Source organism: Actinoplanes sp. NPDC004185 (assembly GCF_053603475.1).
In genome coordinates this window covers 56,369-78,251 of record NZ_JBSGFR010000001.1, presented here as the reverse complement: position 1 = coordinate 78,251, position 21,883 = coordinate 56,369, and the positions used below count along the sequence as shown (strand labels likewise).

Sequence of the window (21,883 nt, the reverse complement as noted above, 5' to 3'; positions counted from 1 at the left end):
CGCAACAACTCTTTACCATGCCATGGTGGGGGCATGGCTCAGATCAAGGACGCCGCCGTTCTCAAGGCGGTCGCGCATCCGGTACGACGCCGGCTTCTGGACGTGCTGCGCGTGGACGGGCCGTCCATGCCCAGCGTGCTGGCCCGCGTCACCGGGCAGGCCGTGGCCAACGTCAGCCACCACCTGCGGGTGCTCGCCGAGGCCGGCCTCATCGAGGAGGCGCCGGAGCTCGCGCGCAACCGCAAGGAGCACTGGTGGCGCATGCCGGACCGGAGCATCGCCTGGAGCACGGCCGACTTCGCCGCCGACGCCGCGGACATCGCCGCGGCCGACGCGGCCCTGGCGATCGGGCTGCAACGGCAGGTGGAGCTGATCTCGACCTGGCTGGGCAGCCCGGCCTCCCGGCAGGAGCCGTGGAGCGACGCGGCGTTCTCCACCGACGGGTTCCTGCGGTTGAGCCCGGCCGAGCTGGCCGAGCTGGGCGCGGAGATCCAGGCGGTCATGGACCGCTACGCGGGCCGCCCGGAGGCGCCGGACCGGGAGCCGGTCTTCGTGATCGGCCGGGGCTTCCCGGCCCGCCCGTGACCGCCCCCACCCTGGACCAGGCGAAGCGCCGCGGCGTCCTCCGGGACGCTGATTTCCGCAAGCTGTGGGCGGGCATGATCGTCAGCCGCCTGGGCAGCTCGGTCGCCACCGTCACCACTCCCCTGATCGCGGTACAGGTCCTGGACGCGAGCGCCTTCGCCGTCAGCCTGCTCACCGCCGCCGCCTGGCTGCCCTGGCTGCTCATCGGCCTGCCCGCCGGCGCCTGGATCGACCGGGTCGCCCGCAGGCCGGTGATGCTCGTCAGCGACCTGATATCCGCCGTCCTCGTGATCAGCGTGCCGGTGGCCGCCTGGGCCGGCGCTCTCACCATGGCCCACCTGCTTGCCGTCACGCTGCTGCTCGGCGCCGCCTCGGTCTTCTTCAGCGTCGCCTGGGCCGCGTACCTGCCGGCGATGTTCGACAAGGACGATCTGGTCAGGGCGAACTCCGCGTTGCAGAGCACCGAGTCCGCCGCCCAGGTGGCCGGCCCGGCGGCGGGCGGACTGCTCGTCGCCGCGGTCAGCGCGGTCGCCGGCCTGGTCGTGGACGCGTGCAGTTTCCTGATCTCGGCCTTCGCGCTGTGGCGCATCCGGCGCGCGGAGCGGCGGCCGGTGCCGACCGCCCGGGCGAGCATCCGCGCCGACATCGTCGTCGGCGCCCGCTGGCTGCTGCACGACAAGTACCTGCTCAACCAGACGGTCTACGGCGCGGCCGCGAACCTCTGGCTCACCGGCATCAACGCGATCGCCGTCGTCTTCCTGGTGCGTGAGCTCGGGGTCAGCACCACCACCGTCGGCCTGCTGTTCGCGGCGGTGAGCCTCGGCGGGGTCGGTGCCGCTTCGCTGACCCCCCGGCTGGTCCGGCGGCTCGGCGGTGCCCGGGCACTGGTCGCCTGCAAGACGTTCGGCGGGGTGGCCTCCCTGCTCATCCCGTTCACCCGGCCGGGCCTGGGCCTGCTCGTCTTCGTCGCCGGGATGCTCGGCGTCGCCGCCGGCGCCATCGCCGGCAACGTGGTCGGCGCGAGCTTCCGGCAGGCGTACTGCCCGCCCGGCCTGTTCGGCCGGGTGCTGACCAGCATGCAGTTCGTCAACTTCGGCGCGATCCCGGTCGGGGCCGTGCTGGGCGGCGCACTGGCCGGCCCGCTGGGCGTCCGCGGCGCGGTCATGCTGATGGCCCTCGGATACGCCGCCAGCGGCCTGATCCTCGTACTGGGCCCGCTGCGGGGCCGCCGCGACCTGCCGGCCGCGGCGGCCGTGACCCAGGAACCGTTCTAGACGGGCACGACGTCCGCGACCACGCAGGCGATGTTGTCCGGTGCGCCCGCGCGCATCGCTTCCTCGATCAGCCGCCGGACCGTCTCCTGCGGATCGTGCCCGGCCGTCAGCACCTCCGCGATCCGGCCGGCCGGCACCACCGCCCACAGGCCGTCCGAGCAGAGCAGGTAGCGGTCGTCCTGGACGGCGGTACGGATGGCGACGTCGGCCTCGGCGGCGGCCCCCAGCGCCCGCACCAGCAGGGCCCGCTGCGGATGGGTGACAGCGTCCGCGGCGCTGAGCTCCCCGGCGTCGACCAGCCCTTGCACGTACGAGTGGTCGTCGGTGAAGCGGGACAGCTCTCCGCCGCGGACCAGATAGGCCCGGGTGTCCCCGATGTGCGCGACGCCGATCCGGGTGCCCGACCAGAGCAGCGCGGTGAGAGTGGTGATGGGCCGCTCGTCGCTGTCCGCGCCGAGGGCCAGCACAGCAGCGTCGGCGTCACTGACGGCGGCGGTCAGGGTGCCGAGCAGGTCCCCCGTGGCGGGCAGGGACCGGAAGACGTCGACGGCTGCCGCCGCGGCCCGGTCGCCCGCCGGCCCCGAACCGTCCGCGACGGCGAGCAGGGTGCTGCCCGCGTACGCCAGGTCCTGATGGTTGTCGCGGACCTTGCCGATCTCGGAGCCGGCGAAGAAGCGCAGACCGAGCTGATGGGTGTCGGACATGGTGGTCCCCTTTCCGGTGAGGTGGTCGGTGAGGAAGCCGGCGAGCCGGCGCCGGGCCGCGAGTTCCGCCTCGGCGTGCGCCATGTGCTCGGCGATCGCGGCGGCCAGTTCGGCGCCGGGCAGGTCGCAGACTTCCTTGATCCGTGCCAGCGGCATGTCGATGCGACGCAGCCAGGCCACCAGGCGCGCCCGGTCGAGCTGGGCGGGTGCGTAGTAGCGGTAGCCGGAGTCCGCGTCGACGACTGCCGGGCGCAGGAGGCCGACGTCGTCGTAGAGCCGCAGTGCCTTCGGGGACAGCCGCGCGGCCCGCGCGAACGCTCCGATGGTGAGGAACTCGTCTGCCATGTCCATCACCGTGGACCTTGCCCCACGGTAAAGGTCAAATGAGAGCGGGCCCCGCACCTTCCGGTGCCGGGCCCGCTCTTTTCCAGCAGCTCAGACGGCCGCCGGCGCGGGGGCAGGCGCCGGAGCCAGGGGCTGCTGAAGTGGGTGCCGCCGCACGAACGGCGAGAAGCGCGGCGACCGGCGGGCCGCGATGTCCTCGACCCAGCCGAGGGCGAGCACGATCACCGCGAGCGTGGTCAGCGCGATGGTGAAGTCGACGGCGCTCTCCAGGCCCTGGGTGGGGATGCGCCACAGCTTCAGCGGGTCGAAGAGGTAGACCGCGACGGTGATGGCCACGTTGTGCCACAGGTAGATCGTCACGGCCCGGTTGTTCACCATCGACACGAAGCCGTCCAGCGGCCGGGCCCGGGCGAGCCAGTCCATCCGCGGCGCCCAGCGCAGCAGCGCCAGCACGAAACCGATGGAGAAGACCGCGTACGCGACCGGCAGGCCGGTCAGGTCCATCCCGGTGTCCGCCGGGTGCAGGTACGCCCACCCGAGCCCACCGGCGACGCAGGCGGCGGCCAGTCCCAGCACCACAGCCGGCCGGAGCTTGGCCAGGTCGCCCTCGCGGTGGGCGAAGCCGAGGATCCAGCACGACCCGAAGGCCAGCACGTTCTGCACCACCCAGCCGGCGGTGGTGCCGAAGGTGTCCGGGTAGGCGGTCAGCAGCATCAGCCCGAACAGCGGCAGCAGCACGGTCGGCAGGTTCCACCGGCGGTAGAGGCTCAGCAGCAGCGGCGACAGCAGGACCAGCCACAGGTAGGTGACCAGGTACCAGAGCACTCCCGCGGCCGGGTAGCCGAACTCACTCGCCGGCGGATCCGCGATGGGCAGGACCCAGAGCAGCAGGTGCGGCCAGGACGGCCGGTCCGGCCAGCCGCGCTGGATCATCACCGGTACGACGATGAGCGCCATCACCCACAGCGCGGGCAGCAACCGGCGTACCCGGCTGCGCACGGCCCGGGTCGCCGACCGGTCCAGTGACTTGACCATGAGCGATCCGCCGAGCGCGAACATGACCCCCATCGAGGGGAAGACCAGTTCGAGCGCGGCCAGCGGGAAGGCGTGGAACAGCACCACCCGGATGATGGCGACGGCACGCAGAGTGTCGAAGTACCGATCACGACCGGCGGTGATGGTGTCGGTCACAACGCCTCCAGCAGCCACTATGGGTTCCGGCCGTCGGAACCGGAGACTACAGACAGTAGTATTTCTGCGGATCTGCGCAGCGGCCCGAACGGTTGGTCCGTACCGCCGATCCGCTCGGTCCGGCCGGGCCGGTCGGCGCGTGCCGGGGCGGCCACTCCGGGTGGTGTCGATGTCATAATTGCCGCCTGAGCCGCCTGATCGCCCCGGCCCACCGTTCTCGCCGACAGTTCGGAGCACCATGCCCGCATCCCGGACCGCCGCCGGCGCCGTCGACGAGTCGACCGCCCGCCGGCCGACGCTCACCCAGGTGGCCGCCCTGGCCGGAGTGAGCCTCAAGACGGCGTCGCGGGCGCTCAACAGCGAGCCGAACGTCGCCGAGGACACCGGCCGCCGGGTCCGCGACGCGGCCGACCAGCTCGGCTACCGGCTCAACGGCATCGCCCGCGAGCTGCGCCGGGGCGCCACCTCGGCGCTGGTGGCGCTGATCAGCGGCGACCTGACCAACCCGTTCTACTCGGCCGTGGCCAGCGGCATCGAGCGCGAGCTGCGCCAGCACGGGCTGCAGCTGGTGACGGCCAACAACGACGAGGACCCCACGCTGGAACGGGAGCTGATCGACACGTTCCTGGAGCGACGGGTACGGGCGCTGCTGATCGTGCCGAGCGCGGACCGCCACGAGTATCTGGCCATCGAGGGCAGCCGCGGCGTGCCGTTCGTCTTCCTGGACCGGCCGCCGGACGGCATCGACGCCGACGTGGTGGTCATCGACAACGCGGGCGGGGCCCGGGCCGGCGCCGAGCATCTGCTCCGGGGCGGCCACCGGCGGATCGCGCTGGTGGCCGACCTGGCCCGGACGGTGCCGCAACGCAAGCGGATCGAGGGCTTCCGGGCGGCGATGAACGCGGCCGGCAACGACGAGTGGGAGCGCTACCTGCGCACCGACGTGCACGACGTCCGCCGGGCCGAGGAGACGGTGCGCGAGCTGCTGGCGCTGGACCCGGCGCCCACCGCGCTGTTCACCACCAACAACCGGCTGACCACCGGCGCCCTGCGGGTGCTCAAGGACCGGCCGGATCCGCCCGCGCTGATCGGCTTCGACGACTTCGACCTGGCCGAGGTGATCGGCACGACGGTGGTGGCGCACGACGCGGTGGCGATGGGCCGGGAGGCGGCCCGGCTGGCCCACGAACGGATCAGCGGCCACTCCGGCCCGGCGCGCTCGATCGTCATCTCGACCTCGGTCATCCCCCGCGGCAGCGGCGAGCGCCCGCCTCGCTGACTCGGTTCACCCCCGGCCTGTCTGCTTGATCACCATAGTTGAACGCGTTCAAGTAGGTCTGCCATGGTGTGCGGGTGGATCGACTCGTGAACTACACGTCGCTTGCCGGCGCTGTCGTCGGAGCGGCGACCGGTGCCGTCTTCACGCCTTTCGGCATCCCGTTCGGGGCGTTCGCCGGTGCCGTGCTCGGCCTGCTGTCCGGCTGCTGGACCGCGGCCGTGATCGAGCGCGAAGGGCCCGGCCTCACGCTCGGCGCCGCCCGGTTGCGGCTGACCACGCCGCCGCTGGTCGTGCTCACGGTGGCGGACACCATCGCCGGCTTCCTGCTCGGCTCGGAGCATCTCTGGGTCCCGGTGGTGATCTTCGCGGTGGCGGCGACTCTCAGCGTGACGGTCACCCTGCTCGCGGCGCCGTGGGTGGTGACGCTGGTGCGGCCGGATCCGGCCGGCGGGGACGCCCGGTACCCGGCGGTCCGGACCCTGCTGGCCCCGCTGCTGTTCCTGCCGGCCGCCGTGGTGGCCTGGGGGATCGTCATCCTGCGCTGGTGATGCGGCGACCCCGGCGGCTCCCCTAGAGTGCTGCTTGTGACGTTGGAGATCGAGCGGACGCCGCTGTCGCGCGTCGACGTCGGGCTCCCGTCGGCGAGTGAGCTGCGCGCGGAGCGCCGGGCCGCCCGGGTGCGTTCCGAGGTCGCGCTCAAGGTCACCCTGGTCACCCTCATCTGGCTGGTCTCCGTGTCGCTGCTGGTCGGCTGGGCCGTCACCGGGCCCGAACGGCAGCCGGCCACCCTGCTGCTGGCCGCGCTGGCCGCCGTCGTCGGGCCGTTCGTCGGCGCTGTCATCGCCACCCGGCACGGCCAGTTCTTCCTCGGCGGCGTGTACGTGGTGCTGACCCTGGCGATGGTGCTTCCCGCCCTGAGCCTGGTCCGGGCAGGATGAGGCCATGGCGGACAAAGAGGAACGGGCCGGCGTACCCCTGACGAACCTGGACCAGGAGCTCTTCCCCGGCGCCGGGGCGACCAAGCGGGACCTGGTCGACTACCTGGACGCGGTTCGCGATCCGGTCCTCGCCGTCCTGCGCGACCGGCCGCTCTCGGTGATCCGGGTGCTGCGCGGGCAGGACAAATTCATGCAGAAGAATCTGCCGAAATACACGCCGGAGTGGGTGCCGCGGACCGCCGTGTGGGCCGAGGCGTCCCACCGTGAGGTGCAGTACGCCCTCTGCAACGACCGCCGCACGCTGCTCTGGTTCGCCAATCAGCGCGCGGTCGAATACCACCCCACGCTCATGACCGTGGCCGACCGCGACCGCCCGACCCACCTGATCATGGATCTGGACCCGCCCGAGGGCGCCGGCTTCGACGTGGTGGTCCGGACCGCCCACCTGGTCCGCCGGGCGCTGGCCGACGCGGGCCTGGCCGGCGCGGTCAAGACCAGCGGGTCCAAGGGCGTGCACATCTTCGTGCCGCTCGACGGCAGCGCCGCCACCGTGGACGTGGCCGCCGCGACCCGGGCGGTCGCGGCGCGCGCCGAGCGCCTCGATCCGGAGCTGGCGACGACGGCGTTCATCCGCGAGGACCGGCACGGCAAGGTCTTCCTCGACGCGACCCGCTCGGGCGGCGCGAGCGTGGTGGCGGCGTACAGCCCGCGGGTGCGGCCGGGATTGCCGGTGTCGTTCCCGGTGGGCTGGGACGTGCTCGACGACGTGACGCCGGCCGACTTCACCGTACGGACGGCGCCGGAGCTGCTGAACGGCAGTGACCCGTGGGCGGCGCACATGCCGCAGCCGCAGCCGCTGGATCCGGGGCTGGTCGCTGAAGGACACACCATCCCCGTCGCCCGGGTGGCGGCCATGCACGAGGGCAAGCGCCGGGCCCGCGCGAAGCGGGAAGTCGAGGGTTAGCCGACGAGGTCGCGCCAGAAGGCGACGGTCGGGCGGCCCGCGTCCAGGGCTTCGCCGCCGAACTCGTGGCGGATGTAGGTCGTCAGGTCGGCGCCGTAGCTGACGATGTCGGTCTGCATCACCGACAGCACCGGATGCCCGGAGGTGCCCCGGCCCGCCGGCAGATACCGGTGCGAGTAGACGGGCACGAGCCGCGGGACGGTCATCAGGAACCGGCGGGCAACCGTGACGGCGTCGGCGTTCCCGGCCGGTTGCGGACCCCAGCCCTCGTACCAGAAACCGTTCTCGGCGACGTCGAAGAGCACGCCCTCGACCGGCATCGCCAGCCTCTCGCGCAGCTGTTCGCGGTCGCCGTCCCGCCAGTCCGGCCAGCCGCGACCGTACGGCAGACCGGCGGCCAGGAAGGCGCGGTGGTCGTCGGCGAACGAGAAGCCGAACTCCTGCTCCACGCCGGCCAGCTCGGACTCGGTGAGCCCGGGCCGGACCGGGAAACGGCCGTAGGCGGCGAGCACGGCGGCGGCGGTGCCTTCGTCGATCACGCGGGTCAGCCTAGGGCGGCATACGGCGATCGGTGTAGCCCCGTACTCGAAGGGAGTCGCCCCGGGAGACGGCGCCGGGACGACGCGGCCGGGCCCCCGCCGAGCCTAATTTTCCCCCATGACCGAGACCATGAGACAGCAACTGTGCCTGATCGCAGCGGGGGTGGGTGCGCTGGCCGCACTCGCGGCGCTGGACGTCATGGCGGGACCGAGACTGGGGATCGCCGACCATGAGACGCTCATCTCGTTGACCCGGCGGCTCGCCCTGTGGATGACGGCGGCCTGCTTCAGCTTCGTGGCGCTGCGGCCGCTGCGACCGACCACGGGGACGGGACGGTGATCACCATGCCACGCTCACTGCCCTGGGTGGCCGCCGCGCTGACGCTGGTCGGTGTCCCCGCCGGACTCGCCGTCACCGGCGGCAACCTGCAGGCCGTCATGACCGCCACCGTGGCGGTGTGGCTCGCCACGCTGATGCTCTTCGTCCGGCGTTGGCCCCTGACTGTCCTGATCGTCGCCGTCCTGACCGTCGTGGCCTGGCGTTCGTCGGACCTGATCGGCAGCGGCTGGGCCTGGCCGGCCACGGCGGCCTTCGCCGCGCTGGCCCTCGCCGGGCGGCTGCGCACGGCCGCGGTGGCCGGGGCGCTGACTCTGTCGTACGGGCTGGTCTGGGACGCCTTCGTCGAGCGGTACGACTCCGACCGAGTTCTCGGGCAGCTCGGCGGGGAGGCTCTGTGGCTGGCCGCGGTGCTCGCCGCCGCCCTGGCGTACCGGAGCACCCGCCGCTGGCAGGACGAGGTCGCCGCCCGGCTGGAGCAGTCCCTGCACGAGCAGGAGCTGGAGGCGCTGCGGCGGCGGGCCGAGGAACGCGTCGGCATCGCCCGCGACCTGCACGACGTGGTGTCACACACCTTGGCCGTGGTCGGTGTGCACCTCAACGTGGCGCTGGACGCCTTCGACGAGGAGCCGGCGGAGGCCCGCGACGCCCTGCGGCTGGCTCAGGACGTCCGGGGCCGGGCCATGAGCGACCTGAAGTCGCTCGTGGACGTGCTGCGCGAGGGCAACCGCATCGAGACCCCGGCCGCCGGGCTGGAGGGCCTGGCCGGGCTCACCGACCAGGTCCGGGCGGCCGGGATCGAGGTGACGGTCACCGAGCTCGGCGAGCGCGCTGACGTGCCGGCGCCGGTGGCCACGGCGGTCTACCGCGTGGTGCAGGAGGCGCTGATGAACACGGTCCGCCATGCCCGGGCCGGCCGGGTCACGGTGACCCTGCATTACACCCCGGCCAGCGTCACGGTGGACATCACCGACGACGGCGCCGGCGAGACGACGACCACGGAGGGACACGGGATCATGGGGATGCGCGAACGGGTCGCGGCGCTGGGTGGCGCCCTGACCGCGGGAGCCGGACCGGCCGGCGGCTTCACCGTCCGCGCGATGATCCCGATCGCGGCCTGACATGCCCGTCTCCGTGTTGCTCGCCGACGATCAGCACCTGGTCCGGGCCGGCTTCCGCAGCCTGCTCAAGCGCGACCGGGAAATCGTGATCGCCGGCGAGGCGGCCACCGGGGACGAGGCCGTGCGGACCGCTCGCGCGCTGCGGCCGGACGTGGTGCTGATGGACATCCGGATGCCCGGGCTGGACGGGATCGCCGCCACCCGAAGGATCATGGCGGATCCGGAGCTGCGGGACTGCCGGGTGATCATCCTGACCACGTTCGAGACCGACGAGTACGTCTTCGCGGCGCTGGCGGCGGGGGCGAGCGGTTTCCTCACCAAGGAGATCGACCCCGAGGGGCTGCGGCACGCCGTGCGGGTGGTGGCGGCCGGCGAGGCGCTGCTCTCCCCCAGCGTCACCCAGCGGGTGATCAAGCAGTTCGCGCACCGGCCGGCCCCGGCGCCGGCCGGTGGGACGCGGCTGGCGGCGCTGACCGTCCGCGAGCGGGAAGTGGTTACCCTGGTCGCCTCCGGGCTGTCCAACGAGGACATCGCGCGCGAGCTGGTGATCAGCCCGCTGACCGCGAAGACCCACATCACCCGGGCGATCACCAAGCTCGGCGTCCGGGACCGGGTGCAGCTGGTGATCCTCGCGTACACCGAAGGGCTGGTGGGCCGCTGATGCGCCGGATCGTCGTGTACGGGGTCACCGGGTCCGGCAAGTCGACGCTGGCGGCGCAGATCGGGCAGCGACTGGGGGTGCCGTACCACTCGGTGGACGACCTCACCTGGGAGCCCGGCTGGGTCCAGGTGCCGGACGAGGTGCAGCGGGACCGGATCGCGGCCATCTGTGCCACCGATGCCTGGGTGCTCGACTCGGCGTACGGCAAGTGGCGGGACGTGCCGCTGGCCCGGGCCGACCTGGTGGTGGGCCTGGACCTCCCGCGCTGGCGCTCGCTGGGCCGGCTGCTGCGACGCACCGCGCGCCGGATCGTGCTGCGGACCGAGATCTGCAACGGCAACCGCGAGCGAGTGCGCGACCTGGTGCTGTCCACCGACAACATCGTGGTCTGGCACTTCCGGTCCTTCACGCGCAAGCGGCGGCGGATGCGGGCCTGGTCCGCCGACCCGGCGATGCCACCGGTGGTGCTGCTGCGCTCGCCGGCCGAGGTCGAGCGCTGGCTGGCGGGCCTGCGCTGACATCGATGTCAATCGGGGGCCGCCGAACCCTTGCGGATCGAGAGACTTGCACGTGACGATGTGTCGCGAATGTTTCACGGCCCCGAGAAGGAGACGGCATGCACCGGCCACGATGGGGTGTCGCCCTGTTATCCGTCACATTGATCGCCGCGGCAGCGGCAGTCGCCACGGGCGGGGCGGCCGCGGCGGCCGCCCCCACCTCGTTCCGATCGTCGTTCGAGACCGACGATCCGCAACCCGCCTGGACCGACACGGTCGACGCGGCGGCCGGCAGCGGCGGCGTCGACGGCACTGTGGTCGTCGGCATGCCGGGCAGCCTGCGCGGGCACGTCACCGGCATCGCGGTCAACGCCGAGCCGAACAGCAACGAGGGCGGCAACAATCTCAACGACGGCGACTCGGCCACCAAGTGGCTGGTCGACACCCCGGCGAGCTGGGCGCAGTACACGCTGGACGCCCCCGCCGAGGTCATCAAGTACGCGCTGACCTCGGCCAACGACGCTCCCGAGCGCGACCCGCGGGACTGGACGCTGCAGGGCTCCACCGACGGCAGCACCTGGACCACGGTCGACACGCAGACCGGGCAGACCTTCACCGAACGCTTCCAGCCCAAGACCTACACCGTCGCCGACCCGGGCTCCTTCCCGATCTACCGCCTCACCATCACCGGGCACCCGTCCGGCAACCTCACCCAGCTCGCCGACCTGGAGCTGGCGGACGCCAACGTGACGCCGCCGCCGACCGGTCCGATGCAGAGCCGGGTCGGGCCGGGCCCGGCCAGCTCCCCCACCGCCAAGGCCGGCGTGGGCTTCACCGGGCTCAAGGCGTTCCAGATCGCCGGGCGGCACACCGCCGAGGGCCGCGGGCACTCCGGCAACAAGGTCTTCGACGTCGACGTGGCGGTCACCGCCGACACCGAGCTGTCGTACCTGGTGCTGCCCGAGTTCAACCGCGAGGACCTGTCGAACCCGGCCACGTACACCGCGGTGGATCTGGCCTTCACCGACGGCACGTTCCTGTCCGAGCTCAAGGCTGTCGACCAGAACGGGACCGTGGTCAGCGCGGCCGCGCAGGGCGCGTCGCAGACGCTCTACACCGCGCAGTGGAACAAGCGGACCGCGCGGATCGGCAAGGTGGCGGCGGGCAAGACCGTCGACCGCATCCTGATCACGTACGACAAGCCGTCCGGTCCCACGAGCTTCCGGGCCTGGTACGACGACATCTCGCTCGCCGAGGTCGCCCCGCCGCAGCCCAAGGAGCACCTCGCCGATTACGCCGAGACGCGCCGCGGCACGATGTCCTCGGGCGACTTCTCCCGCGGCAACAACTTCCCGGCCACGGCGGTCCCGCACGGCTTCAACTTCTGGACCCCGGTGACCAACGCCGGCACCACCAGCTGGCTGTACGAGTACCACCGCCAGAACAACGCGGCGAACCGGCCGGCCCTGCAGGCGTTCTCCGCCAGCCACGAGCCCAGCCCGTGGATGGGTGACCGGCAGACGTTCCAGGTGATGCCGAGCGCCGCCACCGGCGTACCGGATGCCAACCGGGCCAACCGCGCGCTGGCCTTCGGTCACGAGAACGAGGTCGCGAAGCCGTACTACTACGGCGTCACCTTCGACAACGGGCTCAAGACCGAGATCGCGCCGACCGACCACGCCGCGCTGATGCAGTTCACCTTCACCGGCGACACCGGCCACCTGATCCTGGACAACGTCGACAACCGCTCCGGGCTGACCATCGACGCGGCCGGACGGGCGGTCTCGGGCTGGTCGGACGTGAACAGCGGCGGCCTGTCCGCGGGCTTCACCCGGATGTTCATGTACGCCACCGTCGACGCCCCGGTCACGGCGAGCGGCATGCTGCCCACCGGCAACCGGCCGTCCACCGGCTACCTCACGTTCGACACCGCCGAGCACAAGACGGTGCGGATGCGGATCGCCACGTCGCTGATCAGCGTCGAGCAGGCCAAGCACAACCTGGATCTGGAGATCGCCGCCGACGCGACGCTCGCCTCGGTCCGCGACCAGGCGCGCGACCTGTGGGACGCCAAGATGCACACCGTCGAGGTCGAAGGCGCTTCCGAGGACCAGCTCGTCACCCTGTACTCGAACCTGTACCGGCTGTTCCTCTACCCCAACTCGGGCTTCGAGAACACCGGCAGCAACGACAAGCCGGTCTACCAGCACACCGTGCAGTCCGCGGTGACCAGCCCGGCCAGCTCGCCGACGCAGACCGGGGCGCCGATCAAGGACGGCAAGGTCTACGTCAACAACGGGTTCTGGGACACGTACCGCACGACGTGGCCGGCGTACTCGCTGCTGACGCCGAAGCAGGCCGGGGAGATGGTGGACGGCTTCGTCCAGCAGTTCCGCGACGGCGGCTGGATCTCGCGCTGGTCGGCGCCGGGCTACGCCAACCTGATGGTCGGCACCAGCTCGGACGTGGCCTTCGCGGACGCGTACCTCAAGGGGGTGCCGGGCATCGACGCCGAGACGGCCTACCGGGCCGCGGTGAAGAACGCGACGGTCACGCCGCCGAACGCCAACGTCGGCCGCAAGGGGCTGGCCAGTTCGATCTTCAAGGGATACACGCCGAGCGACAGCACCGGCGAGGCGATGTCCTGGGCGATGGACGGCTATATCAACGACTACGGCATCGCCAACATGGCCGAGGCGCTGGCCGACAAGGGCGGGGCCAAGGCCAAGGAGTACGCCGAGCAGGCCGAGTACTTCCGCAACCGCGCACAGAACTACGTCACCATGTTCGACCCGTCGGTGGACTTCTTCCAGGGCAAGGACTCCGCGGGCAACTGGCGCAACTCGCCGGCCTCGTACGACCCGCGGGTCTGGGGCTACGACTACACCGAGACCGACGGCTGGAACATGGCGTTCCACGTGCCGCAGGACGGGCAGGGCCTGGCCAACCTGTACGGCGGCCGCGACGGCTTGGCCAAGAAGCTCGACAAGTTCTTCACCACACCCGAGACGGCCACCTTCTACGGCTCGTACGGCGGCCCGATCCACGAGATGTACGAGGCCCGCGACGTCCGGATGGGCCAGTGGGGCTTCAGCAACCAGCCGTCGCACCACATCCCCTACATGTACGACTACGCGGGTCAGCCGTACAAGGCGCAGAAGCTGGTCCGTGAGGCCATGTCCCGGCTGTACCTGGGCAGCGAGATCGGCCAGGGCTACCCGGGCGACGAGGACAACGGCGAGATGAGCGCCTGGCAGGTGTTCAGCGCGCTCGGCTTCTACCCGTTGCAGATGGGCAACCCCGCGTACGCGATCGGCTCGCCGCTGTTCACCAAGGCGACGGTCAACCTGGAGAACGGCAAGAAGATCGTCGTCAACGCCCCCGGCAACAGCCGCAGCAATGTCTACGTGCAGTCGCTGAAGGTCAACGGCAAGGCTTACCACTCCACGTCGCTGCCGCACTCGCTGCTGGCCGACGGCGCCCGGCTCGACTTCACCATGGGCTCGTCGCCGTCGCAGTGGGGCACCGGCAAGGACGCCGCTCCCGAGTCGCTCACCTCGGGCGACGCGGTGCCGAACCCGTTGCGGGACCTGACCGGGCCGGGCCGCGGCACGGCGTCGGACCCGGTCCTGGTCGACGACACCTCCACCACCCAGTCCACGCTCGCCGACGGCTGGCAGTACCAGTTCGCCTCCGCCGGCGAGCAGGCCGGCTACTACACGCTCACCTCGGGCACCGCGGCCGAGCAGGACCCGGCCTCGTGGACGCTGAAGGGTTCCTACGACGGCACCACGTGGACCACGATCGACGAGCGCAAGGACCAGACGTTCGAGTGGCGCCGGCAGACCCGGCCCTTCAAGATCGCCAGTCCGGGCCGGTACGCGTACTACCGGCTCGACGTCGCCGCGGGCACCACACTCGCCGAGGTGGAACTGCTCGGCGTCCCGGCGCCCGCCTGCACCACGACGATCGCGGACAAGGTCGTCGGCGCGGTGTCGGTCCGATCCGGGGTCACCTGCGTCAAGGCCGGCACCCAGATCACCGGCCTGGTCACGGTGTCCAGGGGCGCCTCGCTCTACGCCACCGGCGCGACCCTGCGCGCGGCGGTGACGGGCACCGGAGCGGGCACGGTCTCGCTGCTGAACACCACGGTCAGCGGGCCACTCACCGTCACCGGATCGGGTCCGGTCAGCCTGGAGAACTCGACCCTGAAGAGCGCGGTGACCCTGCTGAACAACAAGACGGCCACGGTCGTCGCCGGCAACACGGTCGGCGGGCCGCTCACCTGCTCCGGCAACAAGCCGGCGCCGGTCAACAACGGCCTGGCCAACAAGGTCAGCGGGATACGGATCGGCCAGTGCGCCAAGCTCTGACCTGACGGTGCCCGGCAGCCGCTCCCTCCCGCGTGGAGGGGGCGGCTGCTCTACATTCAGGGCATGTCCGATGATCTGTGGGCCGTCGTCGCCGCGGCCGACCTGTGCACCCTGGCCACCATCAAGCGCGACGGCCGGCCCCAGCTGTCCGATGTGAACTACACAGCCGACGCCACGACCCGGGTGCTGCGGGTGTCGACCCGCGAAACGTTGGCCAAGGTGCACAACCTGCGCCGCGACCCGCGCGGCAGCCTCCGCGTGCCCGGCCCGGGAGGCGGCGGCTACGTGGTCGCCGACGTGCACGCCACGTTCTCGACGCCCTCGGCCGAGGAGCACGACGCCACGGTCGAGGAGCTCATCGAGATCTACCGCCTGATCCGCGGCGAGGAACACCCCGACTGGGCCGACTACCGCCGCGCCATGGTCGCCGACAGCCGGATCGTGCTGAGCCTGCACGTCGAACGCCTCTACGGGTGGGTGATGTAGTCATGGCCCGGATCATGGACATCGTCTTCGACTGCGAGCACGCGCCCGCCCTGGCCCGCTGGTGGGTGCAGGTGCTCGAGGGATACCACGTCGCGCCGTACGGGCCGGACGATCCGGATCCCGACGAGGACCCGACAGTGCTGGTGCTGCCCGGGCCGGAAGGCGGGCCACGGCTCTGGTTCACCCAGGTGCCCGAGCACAAGACCGTGAAGAACCGCGTGCACCTGGACCTGAACGCCGAGGACCCGGTCGCCGAGCTGGCCCGGCTGACCGGCCTCGGCGCCCGGGTCCAGTGGGAGACCGACGGACTCACGGTGCTGGCAGACCCCGAGGGCAACGAGTTCTGCCTGGACAAGGATCAGGCGAGCGTCACCGCGTAGAGGTGCAGGCGGGCGTCGTCCGGCAGGGTGATCGAGCGGATCTGCTTGCCCGCCGGCACCGGGAGGCTGACACCGAAGAGGCTGACCGGTGGCCCGTCCACACCCTGACCAGCCTTGATCCGGTGCGGCATCGCCAGCACGGCCGTGGTGCCCGCGGCCGCCGTGCCGCACCAGTCCGCCACTGTCACCGTGGCCGGCGCGGAGGTGCCGTCCGCGTACCCGATGGTCAGCGCGGCCGTCACAGGCCCGTTGTGCGTCGTCGCGACCAGGTGGGCCGCCGTGTGGTTGCCGGCCGGCAGCAGCAGCGACTGGCCCCGGGCCGGCACGAAGTTCTTCGCCGTCCCCGTCGGGTCCGGCGCCTGGTACGTCACGCCGCCCCAGGTCACCGGGCCGGCCGCCGGCAGCAGGTCGGCGTCGTAGCTCCAGCCACCGCCGTCGAAGTTGCCTTCGGCCGGGTCGGCGACGGTGGCCGTGCCGTCGAGGGTGCGTTCGGCCGCGAGGTCGAGCAGGCAGGCGGTGTCCGTCGTGCCGGCGCAGGTGAGCGGCTCCCGGACCGTGATGGTGACGGTCCGCTTCACCGTGGCGGTGCCGGGCGCGGAGACCGAGACCTCGATCAGGTACGCCCCCGCGGGTGTCCCGGCCGGCGCCTGCACGGTGAGCGTGGCGGTGGTGCCGACCGGCAGGCGCCCGCTGAGCAGCACCGTGGGGTGCTTCGGGGCGACTGTCGCCTTCCAGCCCGGCGGCGCGGTCGCCGTCACCCGGGGTGCGATAACCAGCGGGGCCTGGCCGACCACGTCGACCTGGAACGCCGCCTGCTGGGCGGTGGCCGAGCCCGCCGGCAGCGCCGCGCTGGCCGGGCGCACGGTGGCGTCGACATGGGTACGGCCGTCCGCCGGCGCCTTGTTCACCGACGGCGGCTGGGCCGCGACCGAGGTCCCCCAGGACGACGGGCTGGTGCCCAGCGTGTGGGAGAGCGTGCCGCCACGGGTGACCGCCGACCAGTCGAGCCACGTCTTCGCGACCGGCGAGCCGTTGAGCTTGACCCGCTGGATGTAGCGCTTGTCGTCCGAGGCGCCAGGTGCGGTGATCGTGAGCGTCTTACCGCCGGTCCGCACCCGCGCTGACGGGAACTGCGGGCTGGACAGCGCCAGGAAGTTGGCGCCGCTCATGGTCGGGTAGAGGCCGAGGGACGAGAAGACGTACCAGGCGCTCATCGTGCCCAGGTCGTCGTTGCCGGTCATGCCGTCGGGGCCGGTGGTGAAGAGCGTCATCGCGGCCCGGACGACCGTCGCGGTCTTCGCCGGGTCACCCGCCCAGAGATACATGTACGGCGCCAGCAGGTCCGGCTCGTTGTTGGGGTTGTACGTCGCCTTGGCGTAGTAGTCGTACGGCGCGGCGATCCAGTCCTGGCGCGCGGTGCCGGCCGGATCGGTGAGCAGCTTGTCGTAGACGAAGAAGTCGTCCAGCCGCTTCTCGGTCGCCGCCCGGCCGCCCATCAGCCGCACCAGCCCGGCCGGGTCCTGCGGCACCAGCCACTGGTACTGGTACGACCCGCCCTCGTGGAACTGCTCGGCCGCCGCGATCGGGTCGTACGGCGTCAGCCACGTCCCGACCACGGTCCGCGGCCGGAACCGTTTGATCGAGGAATCCCACAGGTTGCGGTACCACTGGCCGCGCCCGGCGAACAGTTTCGCGTCGGCGGTCCGGCCCAGCCCCTTGGCCATCAGCGCGAGGGCCGCGTCGGCCGCCGCGTACTCCAGCGTCGCCGAGGCCGGGTGGTCACAGTCGTTGTCGCCGCCCTTGTCGGCGCACTCCTGGCCGCGCCTCAGCCCGGACGGGATGTAGCCGCGGTCGGCGTAGAAGTCCTGACCCGTCCGCCCGTTGTAAGGCGAGCCGGCCGGCGGCCGGGAGGTCGCGTTCTGCCGCAGGAGCGCGTACGCCTCCTGCTCGTGCCCGGCCAGCAGGCCCTTGGACCAGGCCTCGACCAGGAACGGGGTGACCGGGTCCCCGGTCATGATGTTGGTCTCGCTGTTGGCCAGCGCCCAGCGCGGCAGCCAGCCGCCGTCACGCCCGATCGCCACCACCGACAGCGCCACGTCCCGGGCGACCTGCGGCACCAGCAGCTCCAGCAGCTGGTTCTGCGGCCGGTAGGTGTCCCACAGCGAGAAGTTCTGGTACGGCGTGTACCCCTCGGCGGTGTGCACCTGGCGGTCGAAGCCCACGTACCGGCCGTCGGCGTCGCCGGCCAGGTTCGGGTGCAGCAGGGAGTGGTAGAGCGCGGTGTAGAAGACGCTGCGCCGGTCGGCCGTCCCGCCGCCGATCGAGATCCGGTCCAGTTCCTGGGTCCAGCGGGCGCGCAGGGCGGTCCGGGTGGCGGCGAAGTCGTACGAGTCGGCGGTCTCGGCGGTCAGGTTCTGCCGGGCGCCGGCCAGTCCGGTGTAGGAGAGGCCGACCTTGACCACCACGTCGCGGTCCTGGCTCGCGTCGAAGGTGACCCAGGCGCCGTTGCCGCCGGAGCCGGCGGCGTCCCGGCCGCCGGGCGAGAGCGCCGAGCCGCGCCAGGTGCCGGTGGCGGCGAACGGCCGGTCGAAGCTGGCGGTGAAGTAGACGGTGTGGTCGTCCTTGCCGGCGCAGAAGTTGCCGGCGCGGACCCGGCCCTCGACGGTCCGGTCACCGACGACGTGGATCTCGGAGTCGAAGACGTTCTGGTTGGCCTTGCCGGTGTTGAACAGGACGTTGGCCGCCCCGGTGGACGGGAAGGTGTACTTCTGCCAGCCGGTGCGCGCGGTGGCCGTCAGCTCCGCGGTGGTCTGGTATTTGGTCAATCCGACCCGGTAGTAGCCGGGCTCGGCGTCCTCGTCGTCGTGCGAGAACGGCGAACGGTACTGGTTCGGGTCCGCGGTGGTGACCGCACCGGTGGTGGGCAGCATGGGCAGCTCGCCGGCGACACCGCAGCCGACCCCGGACAGGTGGGTCTGGCTGAAGCCGTAGATGCTGTTCTGCTGGTAGTCGTAGCCGCCCTGGCCGCCGGTGTCCGGGCTGACCTGCACCATGCCGAACGGTGCGCTCGCGCCCGGGAAGGTGTTGCCGAAGTTCTGCGTGCCGACAAACGGGTGCACCAGCTCGACGGGGTCCTCCGCGGCGGCGGCCCGGGCCTGGGCGGGGCTCGCGGTGCCGACGGAAACGACCAGCAGCAGGGCCGCCAGGAGCCGACGGGTCATCGGTAAACCTCCGGTCAACGACGTCATCGTCACGTGACAACGTTGTCACGCAGCAAAGACGCGTGTCAATGAGACGGAGCCATCGGGCACCCGAATTGCACCCGGCCCTCCGGGCGAACCTCTCAGGTCCGCACCACCGCCACCCGATCACGGCAGTTACGACCACCCTGCCCCGGGGGCCGAGCGAACCGGAGATGAGTCTGATGGCAGCCAGCACAGCACCGCCGACGCCGCGTGGCGTCCACCGCTGGGCACGGCTCTGCGTCACCGTCGCAGTCGTCGTCGCCGCCTTCGGTGTCGTCCTCAGCGCCGGGGTGGGCGGGCCGGACACCGCCCAGATCATCTCCAACCTCGGACTTTGTGCCGCCGCCGCCTCGGCCGCCCTGGCCTGCGTGTTCCGCGCCGCGACCCTGCGAGGGCGGGTGCGGGCCGGCTGGGCCCTGCTCGGCCTGGGCGTGCTGTCCTGGGGAGCCGGCCAGGCCTGCGCGGTCTGGCTGGAGACGTTCACCGGCTCGGTGCCGCTGCCGTCGCAGGCCGACATCGGCTACCTCGGCATGATCCTGCTGACCTCGGCCGGCCTGCTGGTGCTGCCGGTCGCCACCCAGACCCTGGCCAACCGGGCCCGCAGCGTGCTCGACGGCCTGATGGTCGCCGTCTCGCTGGTGCTGATCGCCTGGTTCATGGTCATCGAACCGCTGATCAAGGCCGGCGGCGACAGCGTCCTCGCGCTCTACCTCAGCCTCGCCTACCCGCTCGGCGACATCGTCATGGTGACGATCGTGGTCTACATGCTGGCGCTGCAGCGCCGCCGCGGCCGCGACTTCGCCCACCTCGCGCTGGTCGCCGCCGGCATCGTGGCCTTCGCGGCCTCCGACATCGGCTACGCCTACCTCAACCTGACCGGGGCGTACGCCTCGGGCAGCGGCACCGACATCGGCTGGTTCGCGGGCTTCTCGCTGATCCTGCTGGCCGCCACCAAGCCGCTCGGTACGGCCGGCGCGACCGAACCCGCGCCGGTGGACGGCGAGGGCGGACAGCCGTTCGGGGTGCTGCTGCCGTACGTGGCCGTGCTCGCCGCGCTGGCCACCAGCATCGCCTGGTACGCCCGCACCGGGCAGGCCACCCCGTTCGTCACGTACACCCGCTCGGCGCTGATCCTGCTGATCGTCGGCCGGCAGCTGCTCACCCTGCTGGAGAACCGCGGCCTGACCCGCGACCTGGAGACCCGCGTCGCCGACCGCACCGCCGAGCTGTACGCCAGCGAGCAGCGCTTCCACGCGCTCGTGCAGCACAGCTCCGACGTGGTGACCGTGGTCGGCACGGACGCCGTGGTGCTGTACCAGAGCGAGTCCGTGCAGCGGGTCTTCGGCTATACGCCGGCCATGCTCACCGGCCGCAACCTCACCGAACGGTTCAGCCCCGAGTCGGCCGCCCGGCTGCTGGACGCGCTGCGCTCGGTGAGCGCGCGGCCGTACGCGACCACCGTGCTGGAGCTGACCCTGCCGCACCTCGACGAGCGTCCGCGCCAGGCCGAGATCACCGTGACCAACCTGCTCGGCGACCCCAACGTCGGCGGGCTGGTGCTCAACACCCGCGACATCAGCGAACGCAAGGAGCTGCAGGAGCAGCTCGTGCACGAGGCGTACCACGACGCGCTGACCCAGCTGGCCAACCGCGCCCTGTTCCGGGAGCGGGTGGCCGAGGCGCTGGAGCAGCGCGGCGAGGACGACGACGTGACCGTGCTCTTCCTCGACCTGGACGGCTTCAAGGAGGTCAACGACAGCCTCGGGCACCTGGCCGGCGACCAGCTGCTGGTCCGGGTGGCCGACCGGCTGACCGCCTCGGTGCGCGACGGCGACGTGGTGGCCCGGTTCGGCGGCGACGAGTTCGCGGTGCTGATCCGCTCGGCGCTCGGCCAGGGTGAGGCCGAGATCGTGGCCCAGCGCATCGTCGACGAGCTGCACGAGCCGTTCCGCGTCGGGGACCGTGACCTGCACGTGCGGGGCAGCATCGGGCTGGCCGCGTACGCCGCCCTCGGCGAGGGTGCGGCCGGGGCCGGGCACGCCGACGACGCCGAGCAGCTCATGCGCAACGCCGACCTGGCCATGTACAGGGCCAAGGGCACGGGTGGCAGCGGCTTCGCCAGCTACGACCCGCGGATGCTGGCCGGCCTGGTCGAGCGCCTGGAGCTGGAGGCCGACCTGCGCCTGGCGCTGGAGCGCGGCGAGCTCCGGCTGCACTACCAGCCGACCATCGACATGGCCGACAGCCGGGTCGTCGGCTTCGAGGCCCTGGTGCGCTGGCAGCACCCGACCCGCGGCCTGATCAACCCGCTCGACTTCATCCCGATCGCCGAGGCCACCGGGCTGATCGTGCCGCTCGGCCGCTGGGTGCTGCACGAGGCCTGCCGCCAGGCGATGGAGTGGTCCGCGCGCGACGGCCGCCGCCCGGTCAAGATGGCCGTCAACGTGTCGGTGCGCCAGTTCGACCGCAGCGACCTGCCGGCCGTCGTCCGCGAGGTGCTGACCGAGACCGGCATGCCGGCCGACCAGCTCTGCCTCGAGATGACCGAGAGCGTGCTGATGACCGACACCGAGGACAACCTGGCCCAGCTGGTCCGGCTCAAGGCGCTCGGCGTCACGCTGGCCATCGACGACTTCGGCACCGGCTACTCCTCGCTGGCCTACCTGCGCCGGTTCCCGGTGGACACGCTCAAGATCGACCGCTCGTTCGTGGAGCGGCTCGGCGAGCAGGCCGACGACGCCGCGCTGGCCGGCACCATCGTCCAGCTCGGGCAGAGCTTGGGCATGTCCACGGTCGCCGAAGGCATCGAGGAGTACGGCCAGCTCGCCTTGCTGCGGGAGATGGGCTGCACCTTCGCCCAGGGCTTCTACTTCTCCCGCCCGGTGCCCGCCGGTGAGGCCGGCCGCCTGCTGCTCGAAGGAGCCGGCGCCCAGCCGGCCCCGGCCTGATCCCCCGTACCCCCAC

At 71.9% G+C, this 21,883-nt stretch carries 18 protein-coding genes; 14 read left to right on the top strand and 4 right to left on the bottom strand.

Features of this window, described 5'->3' with window-relative positions:
• The first annotated feature begins 33 nt into the window (after nucleotides 1–33).
• Together ACWEOZ_RS00335 and ACWEOZ_RS00330 are read left to right on the top strand one after the other, a co-directional pair.
• Nucleotides 34–585, top strand: coding sequence for a winged helix-turn-helix domain-containing protein (locus ACWEOZ_RS00335; RefSeq protein WP_451908596.1), 552 nt, complete (start codon nucleotides 34–36; stop codon nucleotides 583–585).
• Nucleotides 582–1,859: an MFS transporter gene (locus tag ACWEOZ_RS00330; protein WP_451908595.1), complete on the top strand. Its 1,278-nt coding sequence runs from the start codon at nucleotides 582–584 to the stop codon at nucleotides 1,857–1,859. The genes ACWEOZ_RS00335 and ACWEOZ_RS00330 overlap by 4 nt, the downstream gene beginning before the upstream one ends.
• Here the strand turns inward: ACWEOZ_RS00330 and ACWEOZ_RS00325 are convergent.
• Nucleotides 1,856–2,908 (bottom strand): MerR family transcriptional regulator, encoded by a 1,053-nt coding sequence (locus ACWEOZ_RS00325; protein ID WP_451908594.1) that lies wholly within the window; start codon nucleotides 2,906–2,908, stop codon nucleotides 1,856–1,858. The genes ACWEOZ_RS00330 and ACWEOZ_RS00325 overlap by 4 nt on opposite strands.
• 90 nt (nucleotides 2,909–2,998) lie before the next feature.
• Nucleotides 2,999–4,099: an acyltransferase family protein gene (locus tag ACWEOZ_RS00320; protein ID WP_451908593.1), complete on the bottom strand. Its 1,101-nt coding sequence runs from the start codon at nucleotides 4,097–4,099 to the stop codon at nucleotides 2,999–3,001.
• A 238-nt stretch (nucleotides 4,100–4,337) separates the two neighbouring features.
• Here ACWEOZ_RS00320 and ACWEOZ_RS00315 point away from each other — a divergent pair, with 238 nt between their 5' ends.
• The 4 genes from ACWEOZ_RS00315 to ACWEOZ_RS00300 all read left to right on the top strand — a co-directional run bounded on the left by ACWEOZ_RS00315 (nucleotide 4,338) and on the right by ACWEOZ_RS00300 (nucleotide 7,280).
• Entirely contained in the window at nucleotides 4,338–5,378 is a 1,041-nt protein-coding gene (locus tag ACWEOZ_RS00315; RefSeq protein ID WP_451908592.1) for a LacI family DNA-binding transcriptional regulator, read from the top strand.
• Between the two features lie 74 nt (nucleotides 5,379–5,452).
• Nucleotides 5,453–5,926 carry a hypothetical protein gene (locus ACWEOZ_RS00310; protein ID WP_451908591.1) on the top strand — a complete coding sequence of 158 codons (474 nt, stop codon included), beginning with the start codon at nucleotides 5,453–5,455 and terminating at the stop codon, nucleotides 5,924–5,926.
• Nucleotides 5,927–5,962: 36 nt separating this feature from the next.
• On the top strand, nucleotides 5,963–6,316 hold the full coding sequence (locus ACWEOZ_RS00305; RefSeq protein ID WP_451908590.1) for a hypothetical protein: 354 nt from the start codon (nucleotides 5,963–5,965) through the stop codon (nucleotides 6,314–6,316).
• Nucleotides 6,317–6,320: 4 nt separating this feature from the next.
• Nucleotides 6,321–7,280: a DNA polymerase domain-containing protein gene (locus ACWEOZ_RS00300; RefSeq protein WP_451908589.1), complete on the top strand. Its 960-nt coding sequence runs from the start codon at nucleotides 6,321–6,323 to the stop codon at nucleotides 7,278–7,280.
• Here ACWEOZ_RS00300 and ACWEOZ_RS00295 read toward each other — a convergent pair.
• On the bottom strand, nucleotides 7,277–7,819 hold the full coding sequence (locus tag ACWEOZ_RS00295; RefSeq protein WP_451908588.1) for a hypothetical protein: 543 nt from the start codon (nucleotides 7,817–7,819) through the stop codon (nucleotides 7,277–7,279). The genes ACWEOZ_RS00300 and ACWEOZ_RS00295 overlap by 4 nt on opposite strands.
• Before the next feature lie 118 nt (nucleotides 7,820–7,937).
• Between ACWEOZ_RS00295 and ACWEOZ_RS00290 the strand changes: the two genes are divergently transcribed.
• The 7 genes from ACWEOZ_RS00290 (at nucleotide 7,938) to ACWEOZ_RS00260 (ending at nucleotide 15,674) form a co-directional block, all read left to right on the top strand.
• Nucleotides 7,938–8,159, top strand: coding sequence for a hypothetical protein (locus ACWEOZ_RS00290; RefSeq protein WP_451908587.1), 222 nt, complete (start codon nucleotides 7,938–7,940; stop codon nucleotides 8,157–8,159).
• A 5-nt stretch (nucleotides 8,160–8,164) separates the two neighbouring features.
• Nucleotides 8,165–9,277 (top strand): sensor histidine kinase, encoded by a 1,113-nt coding sequence (locus ACWEOZ_RS00285; protein ID WP_451908586.1) that lies wholly within the window; start codon nucleotides 8,165–8,167, stop codon nucleotides 9,275–9,277.
• 1 nt (nucleotide 9,278) lies between these two features.
• The gene (locus ACWEOZ_RS00280) at nucleotides 9,279–9,938 is read left to right on the top strand and encodes a response regulator (RefSeq protein ID WP_451908585.1); all 660 of its coding nucleotides are present in this window, start codon (nucleotides 9,279–9,281) and stop codon (nucleotides 9,936–9,938) included.
• Nucleotides 9,938–10,456 (top strand): adenylate kinase, encoded by a 519-nt coding sequence (locus ACWEOZ_RS00275; RefSeq protein ID WP_451908584.1) that lies wholly within the window; start codon nucleotides 9,938–9,940, stop codon nucleotides 10,454–10,456. Before ACWEOZ_RS00280 ends, ACWEOZ_RS00275 begins: the two co-directional genes overlap by 1 nt.
• 143 nt (nucleotides 10,457–10,599) lie before the next feature.
• A complete protein-coding gene (locus ACWEOZ_RS00270; protein WP_451908919.1) occupies nucleotides 10,600–14,808 on the top strand; it encodes a GH92 family glycosyl hydrolase in 4,209 nt (1,402 codons plus the stop codon).
• Nucleotides 14,809–14,871: 63 nt separating this feature from the next.
• Nucleotides 14,872–15,294 carry a TIGR03618 family F420-dependent PPOX class oxidoreductase gene (locus tag ACWEOZ_RS00265; RefSeq protein WP_451908583.1) on the top strand — a complete coding sequence of 141 codons (423 nt, stop codon included), beginning with the start codon at nucleotides 14,872–14,874 and terminating at the stop codon, nucleotides 15,292–15,294.
• A gap of 2 nt (nucleotides 15,295–15,296) precedes the next feature.
• On the top strand, nucleotides 15,297–15,674 hold the full coding sequence (locus ACWEOZ_RS00260) for a VOC family protein (protein ID WP_451908582.1): 378 nt from the start codon (nucleotides 15,297–15,299) through the stop codon (nucleotides 15,672–15,674).
• Here ACWEOZ_RS00260 and ACWEOZ_RS00255 read toward each other — a convergent pair.
• The gene (locus ACWEOZ_RS00255) at nucleotides 15,653–18,895 is read right to left on the bottom strand and encodes a GH92 family glycosyl hydrolase (protein WP_451908581.1); all 3,243 of its coding nucleotides are present in this window, start codon (nucleotides 18,893–18,895) and stop codon (nucleotides 15,653–15,655) included. The two genes, ACWEOZ_RS00260 and ACWEOZ_RS00255, sit on opposite strands and share 22 nt — an antisense overlap.
• Nucleotides 18,896–19,098: 203 nt before the next feature.
• Here ACWEOZ_RS00255 and ACWEOZ_RS00250 point away from each other — a divergent pair, with 203 nt between their 5' ends.
• On the top strand, nucleotides 19,099–21,867 hold the full coding sequence (locus ACWEOZ_RS00250) for a putative bifunctional diguanylate cyclase/phosphodiesterase (RefSeq protein WP_451908580.1): 2,769 nt from the start codon (nucleotides 19,099–19,101) through the stop codon (nucleotides 21,865–21,867).
• The last annotated feature ends 16 nt before the right edge of the window (nucleotides 21,868–21,883 follow it).